At 39.6% G+C, this 21,025-nt stretch carries 16 protein-coding genes; all 16 read left to right on the top strand.

Features of this window, described 5'->3' with window-relative positions:
* Positions 1–50: 50 nt before the first annotated feature.
* The 16 genes from LV85_RS19295 to LV85_RS19220 all read left to right on the top strand — a co-directional run bounded on the left by LV85_RS19295 (position 51) and on the right by LV85_RS19220 (position 21,025).
* A complete protein-coding gene (locus LV85_RS19295; RefSeq protein ID WP_111322569.1) occupies positions 51–1,355 on the top strand; it encodes a nucleotide sugar dehydrogenase in 1,305 nt (434 codons plus the stop codon).
* Between the two features lie 113 nt (positions 1,356–1,468).
* Entirely contained in the window at positions 1,469–2,296 is an 828-nt protein-coding gene (locus LV85_RS19290) for a polysaccharide biosynthesis/export family protein (RefSeq protein ID WP_245942381.1), read from the top strand.
* Between the two features lie 12 nt (positions 2,297–2,308).
* Complete coding sequence (locus LV85_RS19285; RefSeq protein ID WP_111322539.1) at positions 2,309–4,693, top strand: GumC family protein; 2,385 nt, start codon at positions 2,309–2,311, stop codon at positions 4,691–4,693.
* A 9-nt stretch (positions 4,694–4,702) separates the two neighbouring features.
* Entirely contained in the window at positions 4,703–6,496 is a 1,794-nt protein-coding gene (locus LV85_RS19280; RefSeq protein ID WP_111322537.1) for an ABC transporter ATP-binding protein, read from the top strand.
* Positions 6,497–6,532: 36 nt separating this feature from the next.
* Positions 6,533–7,624, top strand: coding sequence for a glycosyltransferase (locus LV85_RS19275; RefSeq protein WP_111322535.1), 1,092 nt, complete (start codon positions 6,533–6,535; stop codon positions 7,622–7,624).
* A 97-nt stretch (positions 7,625–7,721) separates the two neighbouring features.
* The gene (locus tag LV85_RS19270) at positions 7,722–8,717 is read left to right on the top strand and encodes an N-acetylneuraminate synthase family protein (RefSeq protein ID WP_111322533.1); all 996 of its coding nucleotides are present in this window, start codon (positions 7,722–7,724) and stop codon (positions 8,715–8,717) included.
* A gap of 4 nt (positions 8,718–8,721) precedes the next feature.
* Positions 8,722–9,879 (top strand): UDP-N-acetylglucosamine 2-epimerase, encoded by a 1,158-nt coding sequence (gene neuC, locus LV85_RS19265; RefSeq protein ID WP_111322565.1) that lies wholly within the window; start codon positions 8,722–8,724, stop codon positions 9,877–9,879.
* Positions 9,880–10,121: 242 nt separating this feature from the next.
* Positions 10,122–10,853 carry an acylneuraminate cytidylyltransferase family protein gene (locus tag LV85_RS19260; protein ID WP_317046471.1) on the top strand — a complete coding sequence of 244 codons (732 nt, stop codon included), beginning with the start codon at positions 10,122–10,124 and terminating at the stop codon, positions 10,851–10,853.
* Between the two features lies 1 nt (position 10,854).
* Entirely contained in the window at positions 10,855–12,552 is a 1,698-nt protein-coding gene (asnB, locus tag LV85_RS19255) for an asparagine synthase (glutamine-hydrolyzing) (protein WP_111322529.1), read from the top strand.
* Entirely contained in the window at positions 12,549–13,955 is a 1,407-nt protein-coding gene (locus LV85_RS19250) for a glycosyltransferase family protein (RefSeq protein WP_111322527.1), read from the top strand. The genes asnB and LV85_RS19250 overlap by 4 nt, the downstream gene beginning before the upstream one ends.
* Positions 13,955–15,097: a glycosyltransferase family 4 protein gene (locus LV85_RS19245; protein ID WP_111322525.1), complete on the top strand. Its 1,143-nt coding sequence runs from the start codon at positions 13,955–13,957 to the stop codon at positions 15,095–15,097. The genes LV85_RS19250 and LV85_RS19245 overlap by 1 nt, the downstream gene beginning before the upstream one ends.
* On the top strand, positions 15,097–16,242 hold the full coding sequence (locus tag LV85_RS19240) for a glycosyltransferase family 4 protein (RefSeq protein WP_111322523.1): 1,146 nt from the start codon (positions 15,097–15,099) through the stop codon (positions 16,240–16,242). Before LV85_RS19245 ends, LV85_RS19240 begins: the two co-directional genes overlap by 1 nt.
* Positions 16,239–17,330 carry a glycosyltransferase family 4 protein gene (locus LV85_RS19235; RefSeq protein WP_111322521.1) on the top strand — a complete coding sequence of 364 codons (1,092 nt, stop codon included), beginning with the start codon at positions 16,239–16,241 and terminating at the stop codon, positions 17,328–17,330. Before LV85_RS19240 ends, LV85_RS19235 begins: the two co-directional genes overlap by 4 nt.
* A complete protein-coding gene (locus tag LV85_RS19230; RefSeq protein ID WP_111322519.1) occupies positions 17,327–18,745 on the top strand; it encodes an O-antigen ligase family protein in 1,419 nt (472 codons plus the stop codon). The genes LV85_RS19235 and LV85_RS19230 overlap by 4 nt, the downstream gene beginning before the upstream one ends.
* The gene (locus tag LV85_RS19225; protein ID WP_111322517.1) at positions 18,684–19,703 is read left to right on the top strand and encodes a glycosyltransferase family 4 protein; all 1,020 of its coding nucleotides are present in this window, start codon (positions 18,684–18,686) and stop codon (positions 19,701–19,703) included. Before LV85_RS19230 ends, LV85_RS19225 begins: the two co-directional genes overlap by 62 nt.
* Positions 19,700–21,025, top strand: a complete 1,326-nt coding sequence (locus tag LV85_RS19220) for a phenylacetate--CoA ligase family protein (protein WP_111322515.1) — start codon at positions 19,700–19,702, stop codon at positions 21,023–21,025. The genes LV85_RS19225 and LV85_RS19220 overlap by 4 nt, the downstream gene beginning before the upstream one ends.

The following is a 21,025-nucleotide window of genomic DNA, read 5'->3' as shown; positions in this document are numbered from 1 at the left end:
GAAATGAGAAATCAGATTTTTTGCTGGTTTCTAAAGAAGGAAAATCAACTATGAACACATCGTTAGAAAACGTAAAAATCGCCATCATCGGCTTAGGTTATGTAGGCCTTCCATTAGCAGTAGAGTTTGCTAAGAAATATCCTACTGTAGGATTTGATATAGATACCAAGCGAGTAGGGGAGCTGAACGCTGGGAAAGACAACACGCTTGAAGTGGAAGATGATTTGCTTCAATCGGTTTTGGTTAGCAATTTTTCTGACACAAGTACCAAAGGTTTGCTGGCGACTACACAATCTACAGATCTTGCTGATTGTACTGTATATATAGTGACGGTGCCTACACCTACGGATAAGCATAATCGACCAGTACTCACTCCTATGCTGAAGGCTTCGGAGAATATAGGGACTAATCTCAAAAAAGGAGATGTGGTCATCTATGAGTCTACGGTTTATCCTGGCGTCACTGAGGATGAATGTGTGCCAGTTCTGGAACGAGTTTCTGGCTTGAAATACAATGTTGACTTTTTTGCGGGCTATTCACCTGAGCGTATTAATCCAGGCGACAAGGAGCATACGGTAGCCAAAATACTTAAAGTCACTTCAGGTTCTACGCCTGAAATTGCAGAGTTTGTTGATCAGTTGTATCGTACGGTGATCACGGCAGGTACGCACAAAGCGTCTTCTATCAAGGTGGCTGAAGCTGCAAAAGTGATTGAAAACTCCCAACGAGATATCAATATTGCCTTTGTCAACGAGCTTTCTAAGATTTTCAATCTATTAGGAATAGATACCAATGAAGTTCTGGAAGCAGCTGGAACCAAATGGAATTTCTTGAAATTCAAACCCGGATTAGTTGGTGGACATTGCATAGGAGTGGATCCGTTTTACTTGGCACAAAAAGCTCAAGAAATGGGATATCACCCTGAAATCATCCTTGCAGGTCGTCGCTTGAATGACAGCATGGGCAAGCACGTGGCTACGGAAGTAGTCAAGCTGATGATGCGTAAGGATCTCAAGGTAATCGATGCTAAAGTCTTGATACTTGGCTTTACGTTTAAAGAAGACTGCCCAGACGTGCGAAATACGCGAGTAATCGATATTTATCAGGAGCTAAAAACTTATGATATCAATGTAGACGTGTATGATCCTTGGGCAAACCCTGCAGAGGTAAGTCATGAATATGGTGTAGAGATTCAATCTGGATCAACAGCTCCAGATCTGATGGCCTATTCTGCAATTATCCTGGCAGTGTCTCATAAAGAATTTGCTAGCCTTGCGATACAGAAATCTGATACGCAGGTAGTGTATGACGTGAAAGGATTTTTGGACAAATCAGTGATAGACGCACGCCTGTAAGAAATCAGAATATCAGAGCATTGCCCAAATAAAAGTTAATAGTTATGATTAATTCTTATTTTTGAGGCAAATCAGAAAAAACAACCTTTTTCTTCCCATATTTTCACAATCCCATGAATAAACTATACAGATTTATTGCGGTTTCCGGTATAATGAGTTTGGTGCTTTTCTCTTGTGTATCCAACAAAAAACTCATTTATATGCAAGAACTGGAGGAGTCAACAGGCCCTTTGGTTGAGTCTAGTGCGAAATACCCATACTCCACAGAAGAGTATTTTTTGCAGATCAATGACATTGTAGAAATTTCTATTAAGACCACAAGTCCGGAATTGAATGAGATTTTCGGTTCAATCGCAAATGATCCTAGTAGCAGTTCAGCACAGATGGGAGGTAGTCAAGGAGCAGGCGATGCGTTTTTCATGAATGGCTTTACCATTGATGATCGAGGAATGGTCGAAGTCCCACTTATTGGTGAGTTGAAGTTTTTAGGTTTGAGTACAAAACAAGCAAAAGAATTAGTCGAAAAAGAAGTGGTTAAATACGTGAATGTGAATGAGTTCTTTGTACGCGTTCGCCTTGGGGGAATTCGTTTTTCTGCTTTAGGTGAATTCTTCCAATCAGGTAAATTTACCATATTACAAAATAGAGTAACAATCTATGAAGCGATCGCTTTTGCTGGTGATCTTACAAGCATTGCCAAGCGAGATCAAGTATTACTAATTAGACAATATCCTGATGGTTCTCAGATTCATAAAATCAATTTGCTTGATCGTAATCTTCTTGGATCAGAGTTTTATTTCTTAAAACCAAATGATATGATCTATGCAGAGCCAATGAAAGTTCGAGAGCTAGGAGCTGGTACCAATTTAGTGGAAACACTGACTTTGCTTACAACTACTATCACGGCAATTGCTCTTATACTTACTTTAGTTAATAATTAATCAGCCCTTTTTATGAGTATTGACCAAGAGGAAAATGATTTTTTTCAGGAGGAGGAAAGTAGTTTTGATATTAAAATACTCCTTCCGAAAATAATTAGAATATGGCCATGGATTCTAGCGAGTTTGCTAATTTTCATGACTATAGCTTTTTTTTATACGGAAACTACCGTACCGACTTATAGAGCTTCAGGAAAGTTTTTCATTAAGGAGACTGAAAATGCAATGTCATTTTTCGATGCTCCAGCAGCCATGCAGGATCAAGGACTTGGGATTACGAATGAGACTATCATTCTGAAATCCAGACCAATTGCGGAAGCTACCTTAAGTCAATTGGACTTTGATGTGGAATACTATGAGGATGGAACTTTCATCAAAAAAGAAATCTATAAGAAAACACCAATAGTGGTAGTGGTAGATTGGAATTTTCCGCAATTACTTCATGGTATCATTAGAGTTAATTGGGAAAATAGTACAGAATATACCTTGAAGTTTGAAGGAGACAATTATACTCAGTATTATCCTGATGGCACTTTTGGAGGAGCAAATAATCTGGAGACCCAAACATTCGCCTTTGGCGAAACGGCTGAAACTCCAAACTTCAAGTTTGTGATCAATAATACCTCAGGTCAAGAGTCGGGAACATCCTCTTTTATAGTTAGAGATCAGACGTATTTATCAAATTATTATTCATTTGGCTTGATCATCGATTTGGTAGAGAAAAACTCCTCTATTCTCGATCTTAGTTTGATGGTTCCTAATCGGGCAAAAGGTGAGGCTTACCTTAATAAGTTGATGGAAACTTATCTTGAGCTTGAACTTTTAGAGAAAAATGACATAGCTAATAGGACGATTAATTTCATCGATGGTCAGGTAGCTGGTGTAGCAGATTCCTTGACTTATTTCGAAGATAAACTTCAGAACTACCGTTCAAACAACAAGATTTATAATCTTAGCAATGAGAGTAACACGGTTTTTGGACAATTAACTGAAATCGAGTCTAAGTTGGCAAATGAGAGGTTGAAAAGCCGCTATTATCAAACCCTAAAGGACTATTTGGTACGTGAGAATTATAGCCAAATCATAGTTCCTTCAGGTCTTGGAATAGATGATCCATATTTAAATGGCTTGATTGAAAATCTCCTATCTGCACAAGTCAATAGGTCTAGATTGATGGCAACACAGACCGAGCTTTCTCCGGCTGTAAAGGAAGCAAACAAGAATTTGGAGGATTTGAATAGATCAATCCGTGAGAATCTTGATAATGTGGATGTTAGTAATAAAATGACCATTGCGGATTTGGAGCAACGAAAGGGAGCTATGGAAGCATCGTTCAGAACCCTACCAGAGGCTGAACAAAACCTAATAAGAATTCAGCGAGAAGCAACCTTGAATGAGAACATCTATAACTTTCTAAGTGAAAAGAGAGCAGAGTCTGCGATCACCAAAGCTTCAAATGTTCCGAATAATAAAATTATTGAGCATGCGAAAACGGGTTTGCTAGAAGTAAGTCCTAAGCCTCTAAGAAATTATTTGGCGGCTGTTTTCGCAGGACTTTTTATACCAATTCTGTTTGTGTTTATTCGTGAATTGTTACATACCAAAATAGAAGATCCTAAGTATTTGGAGAATAAGCTTAAGATCCCGGTACTTTCTACGATCCTTCTCAATAGTACTGATGAGAATCTAGTGGTATTCAATTCAGGTAAATCAGGTATTGCAGAGGGTTTCAGATCCCTGAGATCCAATATTAAGTTTTTGATTCCAAAGGAGAAGCAAATCACCTTTATGATTACTTCTACTATCTCAGGGGAAGGAAAGACTTTCTGTGCGATGAACTTGGCTTCAGTTTACTCACTGACAGGAAAAAAGACCATCTTGATCGGTTGTGATATGAGAAAGCCTAAGATTTTCGATGATTTCGGTTTGAAAAATGATGTAGGACTTTCTACTTATTTGAGCGGTCAGGAAGATGATCATAGAAAAGTAATCAAGAGAACTTCCTATGAAAACCTGGATTTGATTGTATCTGGCCCTATTCCTCCCAATCCTTCGGAACTATTGTTCTCAAGCAATTTTGAGAAAATGATCACCGAGTTGAAGAAAGAATATGATGTGGTTATCTTGGATACACCACCTGTAGGTTTGGTTTCTGAAACTCTGGATTTGTTGACTCTGGTTGACTTTACCCTTTTTGTATTCCGTCAAAACTATTCAGAGAAAGCATTTATCGATGCAGTCAATGGCTTGAAAGAGCAAAAAGGAATCAAGAATATTTATGCTGTATTCAACGGCCTCGATTCCAGTAAGGTATCTTATGGTGGCTATGGTTATAGCTACGGCTACGGTTATGGCTATTATGAAGATGATAACAAAAAGAAAAACCGTTTAGGATTTTAATACCCAAGTTTGAATAAATTTCTACAAAAGTATTTTAGGTATTTTTCATTTTTCTATGAATACCTAGGATATAAAGTAATTATCTTACTCCTTTCTAGCCTTTTTGTGGGCCTTTTAGACGGTTTTGGATTGGCGCTTTTTATTCCTGTTTTTCAAATGGCGGCAGATGGCATCACACCAGAATCTCGGGAAGCATTAGGGGGACTAAGCTTCTTGCTGGACTGGATTGAAGCTCTCGGCTTTGGGTTGAATCTGAACGTCATCTTGATAGTGATGATAGCTTTATTCGTGTTCAAGTCAATTTTGAAATTTTATGACGGGATCTGGAAAACGAAGCTTCAAATGGAGTTTGTCAAAAAGCTTCGTTATGAAATGGTTGATGGGTTAGGAGGAATGGCTTATAAAAATTTTGTAAAGCTTGACGCTGGCAAAATCCAGAACACACTTTCCGGAGAGGTATTTAAGGTGACTTATAGCTTTTTGACTTATTTCAGCACCATCCAATTTATGGTGCTACTATCAGTCTATGTAGGATTGGCATTAATCACGAATTTCCAGTTTGCCATTTTGGTTGGAATCGGAGGTTTTCTCTCCAATTTTATTTTCAAAGCAATCTTCAAATTCACCGAAAAAGCATCAGTAGGAGTCACTGCATTCAATCATGAGTTCCAGTCTTACTTAATCCAATCCATACACAATTTCAAATACCTCAAGGCTACTGATTACTTTTCGAAGTATCAGCTGAAGCTCAAAAGGATCATTGATTCTATAGAAGAGAAGCAGAAGAAAATAGGAGTATACAATTCGTTTTTATCCTCCATCCGTGAGCCTATTGTATTGATAATTGTGGCCGTAGTTATCCTAATACAAGTCAATTATCTAGGTGGGCAGGTTGCAGCGATCATGGCTAGTTTGTTGTTTTTCTATAGAGCGTTGAATTACCTAATCAGCTTGCAGACCAGTTGGCAAGGCTTTGTTGCTCACTACGGTGGTATCGTGGCCGCTATGGAATTGATGGACGAGTTTAGGTCCATTCAAGAAAGTAAGGAAGATAAACCTTCAGCAGGTAAGCTGGACAGAATTGAATTGTCAGATATGACTTTTGCTTACAAACCTGGATTGCCAGTGTTGAGGGACATTAGTCTAAACATTGAGCCATTAAAAACACTTGCATTAGTAGGTGGCTCTGGTAGTGGAAAGACCACCATGGTCAATTTGATCATTGGTTTACTGGACCCTACAGGAGGAACTATAACCGTCAATTCTAAAGAACGAAACGAAGTAGATAAGTCAAGCTATAGACGTAGGTTTGGATACATTACCCAAGAAGCAGTGATCTTCAGTGACGATATATTCAATAATGTTACGTTTTGGGATGATAAGACTCCTGAAAATATGGCAAGGTTTGCTGAGGCAATTCGCCTGGCCAATATTGAGGACTTTGTCTCCTCACTTCCAGAAAAGGAAAGCACAATGCTAGGTGACAATGGGATGCTCGTATCTGGAGGTCAAAAACAACGTATTTCGATCGCTCGCGAACTTTACAAGGACGTGGATATTTTGATTCTTGATGAGGCTACTTCAGCTTTAGATTCTGAAACTGAACGTTCCATCCAAGAAAATATTGATAGCCTTAGAGGGAAATACACTATAATAATCGTAGCGCACAGATTGAGTACAGTGAAGAAAGCCGATAAAATATTGGTATTGAATGCTGGGCAAGTTGTCAGTGAAGGTAGTTTTAATCAGTTGGTAGAAAGTAGTTCGCTTTTCAAGAAAATGGTAGAGCTACAGGAGTTCTAATTGACTGCTTAGTATTATTGAAATTTAACAAAGCACTTGAAAGATAAAATTCGCGTATTGGTCTCTAATCTTCCTTTGCCTTATCAAGGAATTGGAAGTTGGACTTTCGAGTTTAATTACTTTTTGGAGAAGAACAAGTTTTTTGATTTTGTCTTATCTCCAAATAAGGAGGGCGATTCAAGCTATATTTTCAGTGCGAAGAGGAAATGGTTTCCTGGATCACAATTTGTTCGTCAAAAAGCGCTGACGGATTGGGTAGCAAAGGATTACCTATCTGAACTATTGAAAATCGGCCAAAAGAAACTTCCTGTTCAGATTTTGGTGATTGATGATCAAGCACTCCTAGAAGCTGTTTGTACGATCAAAACTCAACTGCCTCAAGGTTCAGAGATTATTTTCTATTATCATGGTCATGCACTTAAGCTGAATCCATCATTAGCGCATTTGACAGATAAAGTCTTTTTTCTGACAGAGGCTGGATACTTAGAAAGCCTCAACATAAATAATGAGTTTACTCCGGAAGTACACATTGTGGGCAATGGTGTTTCATCTGTTATTTTTCACCCCTTAGTAGCCGACGAAAAAACTTCATTACGTGAATCAATGGGCTTTGAAAGGAAGGATATAATTATTTGCTGGATGGCAAATTCACGTCCTGTCAAAGGAATTCATCTTTTTGGAAAATTGATTCCGAAATTGCTTGAACTTGATCCGAGGATTAAGATTGTTACGATTGGACATGAGCCTAATACGCTTTGGGAAAATGATAGACTGTTTCAGATCGGCAAAAAAACATCCCAAGAAGTCGCTAAATATTTACAGCTAAGTGACTATTATTTTTTTACATCCTTGTGGAAGGAAGGCTTTGGACTGTCATTAGTAGAAGCGATCAAGTGCGGCAATTTTATTTTATGTTCTGATAATGGGGGAATAAAGGACGTGGTGTCCACTTACCCAAATGTACACCTGATCGATAAGCCTAATATTCTTAATAGCTGGATAGAGGCTTTCAAGGAGCAATTGCTGAAGCCCAATGTGGACACAAAACAACAATTTCAATTTTCTGATTTTGAAGAATTTTACAGTTTAGATTCCTGGGAAAAGAGACTCAAACGTGGTTTAGCCTAGGTAAATGACGTGAAGTTTAAATAAATACTATGGTGTCATATAGACTGTGTTTTTGAAATATTCCTTTTATCATGACAACATTTAGAAGCTCTATACTATGATCATTGCAGAAATAGCCCAAGCTCATGATGGCAGTTTGGGGACAGCTCATGCTTATTTAGAAGCTTTGGCTAATACAGGAGTTGACGCTGTCAAATTCCAAACGCATATTGCGGAGGCAGAAAGCTCCCAATTTGAGCCATTCCGAATTAAATTCAGTAAGCAAGATGCTACCCGATATGCGTATTGGAAGCGTATGGAATTTTCATTGGATCAATGGAAGGAATTGAATGCCCATGCGGCAGAGCTCGGAATAGAACTTATATCTTCACCATTCAGTAATCTAGCAGTAGAATGGTTAGAGCAAGTAGGAGTTAAGCGCTATAAAATTGGTTCTGGAGAGGTTTCTAATTTGCTTATGTTGGAGAAAATAGCTCAAACAGGCAAACCGATTATCTTGAGCTCTGGAATGAGTAGCTGGGAAGAGATGGATCAAACTGTTTCTTTTCTCCAATCATATGGCAATCCTCTCAGTATCATGCAATGCACCACAGCATATCCTACTAGCCCAGAACAATGGGGGCTGAACGTAATTGCAGAATTGAAAACAAGGTATCAGATACCTGTGGGCTTTTCTGATCATAGTGGAGATATTTACTCTTGTCTTGCCGCGGCTACTTTGGGAGCAGAGCTCTTTGAGTTTCATGTGGTCTTTGATAAGAGACAGTTTGGGCCAGATACTGCGGCAAGTATTACTATTGATGAGACTGAGAAACTGGTGAAAGGTATTAAAGCTATTCAAGCAGCTATGACGAATCCTGTCGTCAAAGACAATATCGAACCTTACAGTGAACTCAAGCAGATTTTTGAGAAGAGTCTTGCTGTAAATAAGGATCTAAATGCAGGTCATGAAATCAGCCTTTCCGATTTGGAAAGTAAAAAGCCAAAAGGATATGGTATTCCTGCACATCAGTTCAAAGAGATCCTTGGTAAGAAATTAAATAGAAACTTAAATCAATGGGACTTTTTAAATTGGAAAGACCTGAATGAATAAGCCCATGAACAAAAGGAAAATTTGTGTTGTAATCACCGCTCGACCTTCTTATTCTAGAATTAAAACTGCATTAACTGCGATAAAAAATCATCCAGAATTAGAGTTGCAGCTAGTAGTGGCTGCATCAGCGTTGTTGGATCGTTATGGCAATGCCGTCAATTATATGATTCAAGATGGTTTTGTCATTGCAGCTAAGGTTTTTAATGTATTAGAAGGAGAGAATCTAACTGCTGCAGCTAAGACTACGGGCATAGGTATTTTGGAGCTTTCTACTGTTTTTGATAATCTTTCACCTGATATAGTGCTAACTGTTGCAGATCGGTTTGAAACTATGGCAACTGCTATATCAGCCAGTTATATGAATATTCCACTTGCTCATGTTCAAGGAGGAGAAGTTACCGGGAATATTGATGAGAAGGTTAGACATGCAATTACGAAGTTGTCTGATTACCACTTTGTAGCCTCAAAAAGTGCATATGATCGTGTTATTAAATTGGGGGAGGATCCTGAGGCTGTATTTAACACAGGTTGTCCTAGCATAGACCTTGCGGCAAATGTGAATACAAATTCCGCCTTTAATTTTGAACCTTATTCCAAATACGGAGGAGTAGGATCCCGCCCTGATTTGGATAAAGGATACTGGGTAGTAATGCAACATCCTGTGACGACTGAGATTAAAGCATCTAGAATGCAAATAGAGCAGACCCTTAAGGCAGTACATGAGTTGAATCAGCCAATATTATGTTTTTGGCCAAATGTAGATGCTGGAGCAGATGGGACTAGTACTGGAATTCGAGCTTTTCGTGAGATGAATTCGCTTCATAATTTTCACTTTTTCAAAAACATGGAACCTGATGACTTCTTGAGATTATTGATCAATAGTAAGGGACTCATAGGAAACAGCAGCGTAGGAATAAGAGAATGCGCCTTTCTGGGGGTTCCTGTAGTGAATATTGGGAGTCGCCAAAACAGTCGTGATCGAGGACACAATGTAATCGATGTGTCCTATGACAGTAATGAGATTCTTGCCGCCATCAAGAAGCATGATGCAAAGGGCACCACTGAAACATCAAACATATATGGAGGGGGGAGTGCAGGTGAAACTATCGCCGATCTCCTAGCTTCTGTAGCACTTAAGTTTCATAAGACAATCACTTATTAAGGATTGTAATTGCCGCTTTCGATCCTAATGGGGATTCCCTACAGCCATGTATGCAATACTGACGAAAAGCGATTTAAAATAATATGTATATCCGCTTTTCTAGCAGTAAGGTGGCAAAAGCAATGTAAGATATGTTAAACTTAAAAATTGAGGCCACTTCGGTCATCGGTCATCGGTCTTCCAGCCTGATAAGCAAAGAATCTAAGGTGACTGGCATCATTGCGGATAATCATATAAAATAAATTCTAATACTTAATAACTCAAAAGATCTGAAAATACTTGCTATTATTCCTGCCAGAGGTGGCTCTAAGGGTATTCCCGGTAAAAACATAAAGCCGCTCAATGGTGAACCTTTGTTGGCATATACAGTAAATTCGGCAAAAGAAAGCAAGTTGCTTACTCGTACAATACTGAGTTCTGACGATGAGGATATTATCCAAGTAGCCAAAAACTTAGGCTTGGAAGTTCCTTTTAGAAGACCCTCAGATTTAGCAACTGATCATGCACCAACGCTCCCTACTATTATTCATGCGTTAAATTTTTTCAAAAAAGGAGGAGAAGAGTTTGACTTTGTTTGTTTGCTTCAGACTACTACGCCTTTTCGTAGAAAAGGCCTAATAGATGAAGCGATCACAAAAATTTTAGAAACAGGAGCAGATGCATTAGTGTCTGTGCTACCTGTTCCACACGAATTTAATCCACATTGGATTTTCGAATCAGATCAGAAAGGTATGCTGCGAATAGCCACAGGAGAAAAGGAAATCATTACACGGAGGCAAGAGCTTCCAACCGGATATTTCCGCGATGGTGCTATTTACCTGACTAAGACATCTGTCTTGTTGGAGAAAAGCAGTTTGTATGGTGATAATCTAGCCTTTGTATTAGGGGATCTCGAGCGCTACGTAAATCTAGACACTCCAAAAGATTGGGCATTGGCAGAAGAATTGGTGACCAAATTATTTACAGAATCCTAATATGTGTGGAATCTCAGGAATAGTTGGCCCAGGAGCAGATCGAGGCAAACTGATGGAAATGGTGAAAACTCAGAATCACCGTGGTCCTGATTTTACTGGTATTTGGGAAGATTCCGGAGAGGTTTCTTTGGGACATAACAGGCTTTCCATCGTTGACCTTTCGGAGGCTGCAAATCAACCTTTCCATTCTGATGACGATAGATATCACCTTGTATTCAATGGTGAGATTTATAATTATTTGGAAATTAGAACTGTGCTTGAAGATTTTTTTGTGTTTAACACAGCCTCTGATACAGAGGTTTTACTGAAAGCTTGGATACACTGGGGCGAATCATGTTTGGATCGATTCAATGGCATGTTTGCTTTTGCAATTTGGGATCAGCAGGAGAAAAGTTTATTTGCAGCTAGAGATAGATTTGGAGTTAAACCATTTTATTATCACCATTCTTCGGATACTCTATCTTTTGCATCTGAGATCCCAGCACTTTTTGCTAACGGAATAGAGAAGATACCAAATCAATCTGTATGGGCTGGCTTTTTTGCACATGGCACTTATGGTCTACCTAATGAAACCTTCTGGCAAGGAATTCACCAGTTGCCAGCTGGACACTTACTACATTGGAAAGATGGCGTTCTTAATCTTAAGCAATGGTATGATTTTGTGGGTAGAGTAAAGGCGCTTGTTGGAACATCCCATGAGGATGAAGAAAAGTATATTACGGAATTGTTGAAAGATTCTATCAAGCTTCGATTCCGTGCTGATGTTCCTGTTGGATTCAATTTAAGCGGCGGCCTGGATTCCAGTACACTCTTAGCGCTGGTGTCGGATGCATTTCCTCATAATTCTGAGATAGAAGCATTCACCTTTTACACGGCTGACGAGCGATACGATGAGCTTCCTTGGGTAGAAGAAATGATGAAGGATAGACCTTATCCTTTGAATAAATGCTTGATTTCTGCTGCAGAGATTCCCGCATTAACAAATACAATTTCAAAGCTACAAGTAGAGCCTTTCGGTGGTGTCCCCACTTTGGCATATGGAAAAGTGTTTGAAGCAGCGAGGAAAAAAGGCATACTGGTTTTATTAGATGGCCAAGGCTCGGATGAGGCTTGGGCAGGATATGATTATTATTTCAAAAAAGGGGGCTCTTTAGTGCAAGGAGTGAAATCTTCCCCGGTAAAGGCTGATGCCTTAAGTAAAGATTTTCAGTCAAAATCTGGGAACTCAGCACATCCACAACCCTTTGATGATCGATTGCTAAATCTTCAGTACCGAGATTTATTTTATACAAAAATTCCTCGTGCCCTACGATTCAATGATCGGATGAGCATGGCATATAGTACTGAATTACGGGAGCCTTTCTTGGATTATCGACTGGTAGAATATGTGTTTTCCAGACCCACTGAGTTTAAGGTGAAAGATGGTATTCAAAAATGGTTACTACGCAAAATTGCAGGAAACTACCTAGGAGATAATATAAGTCTTGCTCCAAAGCGTCCCTTACAAACACCTCAGCGAGAGTGGTTAGGCACCGAACTTCAAGTTTGGGCTGGTGAGCAGATTCAGTGGCTAGGAGAGAATACGGACTGGTTCGACGTAGAAATACTGGATAAGTATTGGAAAGAATATATAGCTGGAGACAGAGACAACAGTTTTTACATTTGGCAATGGATAAATGCCGCAGCAATATTGAAATGAGTAAAATTTGTTTTTTAATTCCCGATGGAGTGGGTATCCGAAATTATCTCTATTCTGATTTATTTAAGTTATTGAATGAAAGTGGCCATGAAGTGGTGATCTGGCATGCTTTAGCGCAAGAGGTAGTTACCTTATCTACAGAAATCAATGGCTTTGCTCCGCAGCAAAAAGAGTTAAAAGTTTTTAACGAAGATTTTTTGGTTCAAATCCTAAAAGAAAGCACCACCTATGCTAGGCTGAAATATAATATTGGTTTGACAGGCAATCCTACCATTATGCAAAACTGGCATGATAAAATGGGTTCAACTAAAAGAAAAATCTTAATTAGACTGGCAGAATTTTTTGGTAAACAAATTAAGGATTATAAGGGAATAGAAGGAACAGAAAAACTATACTTTTCACAATTGCGCAAGACTGCTGCTTACACTCAGTATCGGGCAGATTTGAAAGAGATGAATCCAGATCTGCTCTTCTGTACTCATCAGCGATATCCTGGTGCTGCCTATGCGCTGGAGGCAGCCAAAGATTTAGGGATTACTACCGCCACAGCTATTTTCTCTTGGGACAATTTGCCAAAGGCACGGCTTCTAGTACGATCGGATTTCTATACGGTTTGGTCTGATTATATGAAGGAAGAATTGATGTTCTATTATCCTGAGATCAGTGAAGATCAGGTTGAAATTACAGGAACACCGCAATTTGATTTCTATAAGAATATTGCTGCTATCAAAAGTAGAGAAGAATTTGCAGAAGAGTTTGGACTGAATGCCAGTAAATCCTGGGTTTGCTTCTCAGGTTCAGATTCCAAAACTTCTCCCTACGACGCTGCTTACTTAGAGGATGTGGCAGCTGCTCTTCAGAATGAGTCTGGTGTTCAGTTGATTTTTAGGCAGGTACCTGTAGAAGGAGTAGAGCGCTATGCGGATGTGCTGAAGAAATATCCAAACATCAAGAACCTCAATCCAATATGGCATAAAGGCGAATTCTGGAATCAGTTTTACCCATACCCAGAGGATATTACGCACCTAGTGAATTTGAGTTTTCACTGCGCTACTGTGGTGAATATTGGTTCGACCATGGCGCTTGATTTCAGCTGGTTTGATAGTCCAGGTTTATATCTGAACTACGACCATACAGGCAATCAAGAATGGAGAACTGAGGATATCTACAATTTCCAACACTTTAGATCTATGGGAGATTGGGACGCAGTAGCTTGGGCAAATTCGCCAGGAGAAATCAGAGAGCGTATTTTGCAAATCATAGATAGTCCAGATAAGCTAGCCAAGGACAGAAGACTTTGGCTCAAAAAGATTGTAGGTCAACTGGAAGGGCCAAGTTCTGCAACTAGAATAAGTGAGTTTTTAACTCATAAATTGAATTTAAAACCAACATCCAAAGTCTAATGCATATCTGTTTTCTTTCACAGGAGTTTCCACAAAAAGGGTCTGTATATGGAGGGATAGGCACTTTTCTAAGTACAATCTCTGCCAATTTAGTAAAACTAGGCCATGAGGTGACTGTAATTGGTGTTCGTGTGCAACCGGACTTAATTGATAAATATATCGATGGAGTTCGTGTAGTTACTATTCCTCATTCTGGATTGAGGTATCTCGCTTGGTGGAGAAATACTAGAGCTATCCATAGAAACCTATTGGCTATTCACCAATTGAATCCAATTGATATCATTGAGGGTTCAGAGTTAGGTCTGGCATTTGTAGAAAAGAATTCAATGTTCAAATATGTGATTCGCTTGCATGGTGGTCACCATTTCTTTGCCGAAGGCGAAAACCGAAAAGTGAATAGGTGGAAAGGATTTCAAGAGAAGAAATCATTTCGTATAGCAGATGGCTTTGTGGCTGTTTCTGAATATGTAAATACCCATACTGGGAAGATGCTTTCTTTCCATGAGAAGCCTGTTGAAGTTATCAATTATCCGATTCCATTGGATAAATTTTACAAGGCAGATCCTGCTAAAGTTGTTAAAGGAAGGTTGGTTTTTGCAGGGACGGTTTGTGAGAAGAAAGGCATTAGGCAATTAATCGGAGCCCTACCGATTGTTGCCGAAAAATATCCTGAAGTTTCACTGGAAGTCTATGGACGGGACTGGAAGTTTTCGGATGGAAAATCCTATACCAAGTACCTTCAAGAGAGTTTTCCAAAACAGATTTTAGATCGTATTACTTTTCATGGTCCTGTAGCTCATGATGATCTTCCTGGATATTATGAACAAGCAGAAATTTGTGTGTTTCCATCCCATATGGAAACACAAGGCTTGGTAGCACCTGAAGCTATGGCCATGGGGAAACCAGTAATTTTCTCCAAGCAAGGTCCTGGGCCAGAGACAATCGATCATGGTATCAACGGCTGGCTGTGTGATCCACACTCAGAGCAGGATATCGCTAAGGTGATTATAGAGGCATTTGATCAAAGAGAGCGCTTTGCAGAGATTGGAGAGAAGGCTATTGAGAAGGTGAATTCTAAGTTTGAGCCAACTTTAATCACGCAGAAAAACTTAGCATTCTATTCGAAACTTCTGAAGGGTTAATGCATTTTCTGGTAGTAGGACATGTGCTTCACAAGCAAATTGGAGGTAAAATTTTTGCTTACGGCCCCTACGTGAGGGAAATGAATCTATGGTTTCAGCATGTTGATCAGGTAACGGTTTTGGCTCCAGTCACTAAAACTGCTGCCACTGATCCTATCGATTTAGCTTATGAGCACCCAAATCTAAGCCTTGTTCAGGTGCCAGAGTTTACAGTTTTGTCACCTGGAGCAATGATGAAAACTGCTAGTAAGTTTCCTGAACTTTGGAGTAAAACATGGAAGGCAATGAAGGCTGCTGATCATATCCACCTAAGATGTCCAGGGAATATGGGCTTGCTAGGAGCTATGGTGCAGACTTTTTTCCCAGTGAAAATAAAATCTGCTAAATACGCGGGTAACTGGGATAGGAAAAGTACGCAACCCTCTACCTATAGGATGCAGCAAAATATCCTAAGCAATACCAACTTTACCAAAAACATGCAAGTGTTGGTCTATGGGGACTGGCCAAATGAATCTAAAAATATCAGACCATTTTTCACGGCTTCTTATTCTGAAAACCAAATTATACCAATTGAGCCTTTGCTTATAGGAAATGATCAGGAAATCAGATTGTTGTTTGCAGGAGGTTTGAATTCAGGAAAACAGCCAATGGTTTCTGCACAGGTATGTGCAGCATTGATCTCAAGAGGCTTGGATTGCCATTTGGAATTCTATGGAGAAGGGCCAGAGCGAAAGAATTTGGAGGAATATATAGCTGAGCAAGGATTGCAGAATAACATTGTACTGCATGGGAATGTTGATTCTGTGGAGTTGCAACAGGCATATCAGAATGCACATTTCCTGATTTTTATCTCCCAAAGTGAAGGATGGCCAAAGGTGGTAGCGGAAGCTATGTTTTGGGCATGTTTGCCGATTACTACAGCTGTTTCTTGTGTTCCTCAGATGTTAGATTTTGGAGAGAGAGGGGAGTTGGTACAAGCAGATGTGTCAGAGATTTCAGATAGAATTAGTAGCTTAATAAATGATGTTAAATTGTATGAGACAAAGGTTCAGAAAGCGATGAACTGGTCGAGACAGTTTACCCTAGAGAAATTTCAAGAGGAAATCAAATCTGTGATTTTCGATAGACAAGTGAGCAGGAATTGAGAATTCTTCAATTGATAGATACGCTCAACCCCGGTGGGGCGGAACGAATGGCTGTTAACCTAGCCAATACGTTTAGCGAAGTTGGAATAGAAAATCAACTTGTAGTCAGCAGGAATCAGGGAGATCTAGGTAATCTTGTGCAAGATCAAGCCACTCTTTTCCTCCTAGAGAAGAAAAAGACAACCGATTGGAAAGCCTTCAGAAAGCTTTTGAGTCTGGTTGATCAATTTAAGCCAGATGTTGTTCATGCACATGGCACCTCTGTTTATTGGGGAGCGGCATTGAAGCTGTTCCGTCCAAAAGTTAAGTTGATTTGGCATGATCACTTGGGTATTTCTGAAGAAGTAATTAGGAACAATCCCCGAACTGAGTTGAAATGGATTGCTTCAAAGATTGATTTTCTTATTACAGCTAATGAATCTACAAGAGCTTATTGGATCGAATTGGGCTTAAAGCCTCAAAATCTTATTGAATACCTGCCTAATTTCCCTTATTTGGTAACTTCGTCTAAAGTTAAACCAACACTATTTACCTTTCTACACTTGGCAAATTACCGGACTGAAAAAGGACAAAAGAATATAGTGGAGGCAGTGAAGATTCTAAAAGAAAAAAGAGATGATTTCAAGGTTCGGTTGGTAGGTATGGCTATAGATCAGACTTGGGAAAGAGCAGTAGCTGAAAAAGTTAGCTCTACCTCCTTAAGCAAGTTTATTTCTGTAGAAGGGCCAGTTTCTAATGTGGCAGAGCTACTCTCTGAGGTTCATGCAGGTTTAGTCGCCTCTGATCGTGAAGGATTACCTGTAGCACTATTGGAATATGGTTTGGCTGCCTTGCCAGTGGTTTCTACAGCAGTAGGGCAATGCCCTGAAGTATTAGGGAATGGTGATTATGGTATTTTGGTGCCAGCTGCAGATTGCAAGGCTCTCGCTGATGGCATGGATGAACTGCTAAGTAATCCAGAGAAAGCATTGAAAATGGGAAAATCTTTTCAAAAACATGTAAAGGATAATTATGGAAGTAGCCAATTTATGAAGGGCTATAACGATATTCTTTTTTTATTAACCCAGGTTAATTTGAGTAGCAATTGATTAAATATTTAATTCTCAACAAGAGACCATATATCTGGATTTTGATCCATTTATTATTGGGACTTTCAGCTACAGTTACGCCTTATGGCATCATAGCTTGGTTTTACTTGGTATTGATTACCTCTCTTACCCTGGTGATGAAAAAGGGGAAAAGTCCATATCTGGGGATGACTTTGATTTTGTATCTGATCTCCTTTGAGCTACTCTCACGAATGGCTTTTACCTCTCCATTTATACCTTATGAGCTCGGCAAATACCTGCTTGCTGTAGGTATGATATGGGGGATTATCCAATACAAAACGCATGGTTATTTAGGTTGGATTATGCTTCTCTGCATGATCCCAGCCTTGTTTTTTGATCTTTCGGGAGAGGTTCAGAAATCTGACTTGATTTTTAATATGCTGGGGCCAATCAACGTGGCTTTGGTGGTAATATTTTTCTATAAGCAAAGGATTACTCAAGTTCAACTTGGTAATATGCTCCGAATGATGGTTTATCCTATTCTAGGCGTTCTGAGTTATACTTTTGTGAAAACTCCGGACTTTTCTGAAGTAGAATTTGTCCTAGGAGCCAATGTGGATATGAGTGGGGGATTTGGTTCAAATCAAGTTTCTACTTTATTTGGATTGGCGGCCTTGTTTATGTTCTTCATAATGATTAATCGCTGGAAATTCTCAGGAAACTATATTGTAGATGGCTTAATACTATTTGCCTTTACTTTTCAAGGCTTGCTCACATTCTCTCGTGGAGGAATGATCGGGACTGCATTGGGAGCTATAGTGGTGTTATTTTTCCTCAGACTTGCTTCCGCTAAGGAAAAGAGATTATACAGACTTCCTAAGATTGGTAAATTCGTTATTCCTGCTATGCTCATTACGATTTTGGCATTTGTAGTGGTGGACCAGATTACTAATGGTATGCTGAGCCTTCGATACCAAGGAGAGACTATTGGTACCATCGAGGGATCTAAGGTGAAGTCGATGTACACCGTTACCACAGGCCGTCTTGATATTTTCTTGGGAGATGTAGACCTCTGGTTGGAGCATTTTATTTTTGGTGTGGGGGCAGGAGCCTCTCGTTTCTTAAGAGAAGGCCTACATGGTACGGTGGCTCATGTAGAACTCAGTAGATTACTCGCTGAGCACGGGGCTTTGGGATTGGTATATTTCTTAATTCTTTGTTGGCTTGGTCTCCACCTGTTGAAATCACACCCCAATCCACTAATAAAAGGACTTCTGATTGCACTCTTTCTTGTCGCTTTATATACTTCCTTTCATGCGGCTATGCGGACTTATGTCACGCCCGCTCTAGTAGGACTCAGTCTTTTATCCATCTCTAACCCAAAGCCAAAACGTGCGAATCCTGTATCTAGGAAACAAGCTAAAAAGCCACGGCTACAACCCCACCTCCATTGAGGTACTGGGAGAAAAACTAAAAGAAATAGCGGAAGTAATTCAGGTGTCAGAATACAGGTCACCTTTATTAAGATTCGCCGATATGGCTAAGGCTATTTATACTAATAGATCCACGGTCAATTTAGTATTAATTGATACTTATAGTACCAGAGGCTTTTATTTAGCATTCTATTGTGGTTTCATATGTCGAAGCCTAAAGCTGCCTTATGTTCCAATTTTGCACGGTGGAGACCTTCCGAAAAGGCTTATTCGCAGCAAAGCGAAGTGTGATACCTTTTTCAATAATGCGGCTTTTTTGGTAGCACCTTCTGGTTTTATGAGGAAGAAGTTTAAGCAGAGTGGTTATACTAATGTCAAGCTTATCCCGAACCAGATAGATTTAAACAAATTCAATTTTAAAGAGAGGAAAGCAGCTGCTCCACGGATTCTATGGGTGCGGTCTTTTGCGGCGATTTATAATCCGGAATTGGCAATCGATGTAATAGCCTTACTTGCCACTAAGTACCCAGATGCCAAGCTTGGTATGGTTGGGCCAGAAAAAAACGGTTTGATGGGAGTGTGCAAAGCAAAAGCGAAGAAATTAAGAATAGAAGGGAATGTTGAATTTGTAGGCAAAAAAACCAGGAAGGAATGGATTGAGCTTTCGCAGGACTATGATATTTTCTTAAATACCACTAATGTGGATAATACGCCACTTTCAGTAATGGAAGCGATGGCCATGGGTATGTGTGTGGTGACTACCAATGTGGGAGGGATTCCATATCTATTTGAAAATGAGATAGAAGGTGTCATGGTGGAGCCAAATGATGCTGAAATGATCAGTCAAGGGATTATTAAGATTGTCGATTCTCCAGAATACGCCCACCAATTGTCCTGCAAGGCTAGAGAAAAATCTAAAGAATGGGATTGGTTATTTATTAAGCCAATCTGGCAAAAGCACCTCAAACAATTTCAATGAGATTACCGTTTTTCATACTAGAGCATGCCATACTGCCCATTGGCGATAGGCTGCTCAAATCCACTTTTATTGAGAAGCTTCGCTACTGGAGAAAAACAGTAGCTCAGGATGGCGCACATTTAGAGCAACTACAGTCCGAAAAGCTTCATAAAATCCTTTCACATGCAGCAGCTAAGTCTCCCTATTTCAAATTGTTAAATATTCCAGAAAATGCTGATTCTAGGACATGGCTGAAATCTTTTCCGGTATTGGCGAAAAAGACATTTCGGGAAAATTTGGAGTTTATAGTCACTGACAAGAATAAGGAATCATTGACAGCTATTATGTCTTCGGGTTCTACAGGACCTCCTTCTAAAGTTTATTTTTCCAAGGATGAACTCTCCAACAATCGCGCTCTGCAAATACTCTGGTGGGAATGGGCAGGTTATAAATTCGGGAAGTCTTTGCTTCAAACTGGCGTCAATATGACTCGCTCATCTGAGAAAGCTATTAAAGACAAATTACTCAATACCCGCTATATCGATGCAATGAGCCATGATAAGACTCAGATATTGGCAGAACTTGAGTTGCTTAGAGAAGAGCCGAGATCACATTTTGTGGCCTATGCTTCTAGCCTTTATCTCTTTGCAAAAATTGCCTTAGAAAACAATATCAAAGATGTCCATTTTGAATCGGTGGTATCAATAGGTGAAAAGTTGCTTCCTCAGTTTCGTGAGGCAATAGAGAAAGCATTTGCTTGCCAGGTGTACGATACCTATGGAGCTTCTGAGGGCTTTCTGATAGCTAGCCAATGCAAGGCGGGGAATTATCATATTATGAGCCCGCACTTGGTGTTGGAGCTTCTAGACGATGATGGTAATGAAGTGCAGCCAGGACAAATGGGTAGAGTAGTTTTGACTGGGCTTGACAATTTCACCACCCCTTTGATTCGCTATGAAGTAGGGGACCTGGCTATAAAGGCCATTAATAATACCTGTACTTGCGGGCTTCAGTTACCACTGCTAGGAGAAGTCATCGGAAGGCAGACAGAGTTTATTATGACTCCTTCTGGGAAATATATTACTGTTCAGACTGTCGTGAGAATCTTAAAGCAGTATCCTGAAATTGATCAGTTCAAATTGATTCAACTTGGTGAGAATGAACTTAAGCTAGTTTATGTGTCTCCAAAGAACCAACTCGACGTAAGAGAAAAAGATCTCCAATTAGCCTTTGAAGAAGTATTTGGAGAAAATTTGAATTTTGAATTTGAAAAAGTCCCAGAGCTTCCCAAAGCTAAATCCGGCAAATTTCAATTGATCGAAAACCTATTGACCACAACTTAA

This window comes from Algoriphagus chordae, from assembly GCF_003254055.1.
GTDB lineage: Bacteria > Bacteroidota > Bacteroidia > Cytophagales > Cyclobacteriaceae > Algoriphagus > Algoriphagus chordae.
This window is presented reverse-complemented; position numbering and strand designations above follow the sequence as displayed.

Excerpts from the sequence above, each read along its gene's own strand:
- LV85_RS19285 (WP_111322539.1), top strand. The coding sequence starts at position 2,309 with ATGAGTATTGACCAAGAGGAAAATGATTTTTTTCAGGAGGAGGAAAGT.
- LV85_RS19240 (WP_111322523.1), top strand. The coding sequence starts at position 15,097 with ATGCATTTTCTGGTAGTAGGACATGTGCTTCACAAGCAAATTGGAGGT.
- neuC (WP_111322565.1), top strand. The coding sequence starts at position 8,722 with ATGAACAAAAGGAAAATTTGTGTTGTAATCACCGCTCGACCTTCTTAT.
- asnB (WP_111322529.1), top strand. The coding sequence starts at position 10,855 with ATGTGTGGAATCTCAGGAATAGTTGGCCCAGGAGCAGATCGAGGCAAA.
- LV85_RS19220 (WP_111322515.1), top strand. The coding sequence starts at position 19,700 with ATGAGATTACCGTTTTTCATACTAGAGCATGCCATACTGCCCATTGGC.
- LV85_RS19270 (WP_111322533.1), top strand. The coding sequence starts at position 7,722 with ATGATCATTGCAGAAATAGCCCAAGCTCATGATGGCAGTTTGGGGACA.
- LV85_RS19290 (WP_245942381.1), top strand. The coding sequence starts at position 1,469 with ATGAATAAACTATACAGATTTATTGCGGTTTCCGGTATAATGAGTTTG.
- LV85_RS19295 (WP_111322569.1), top strand. The coding sequence starts at position 51 with ATGAACACATCGTTAGAAAACGTAAAAATCGCCATCATCGGCTTAGGT.
- LV85_RS19250 (WP_111322527.1), top strand. The coding sequence starts at position 12,549 with ATGAGTAAAATTTGTTTTTTAATTCCCGATGGAGTGGGTATCCGAAAT.
- LV85_RS19245 (WP_111322525.1), top strand. The coding sequence starts at position 13,955 with ATGCATATCTGTTTTCTTTCACAGGAGTTTCCACAAAAAGGGTCTGTA.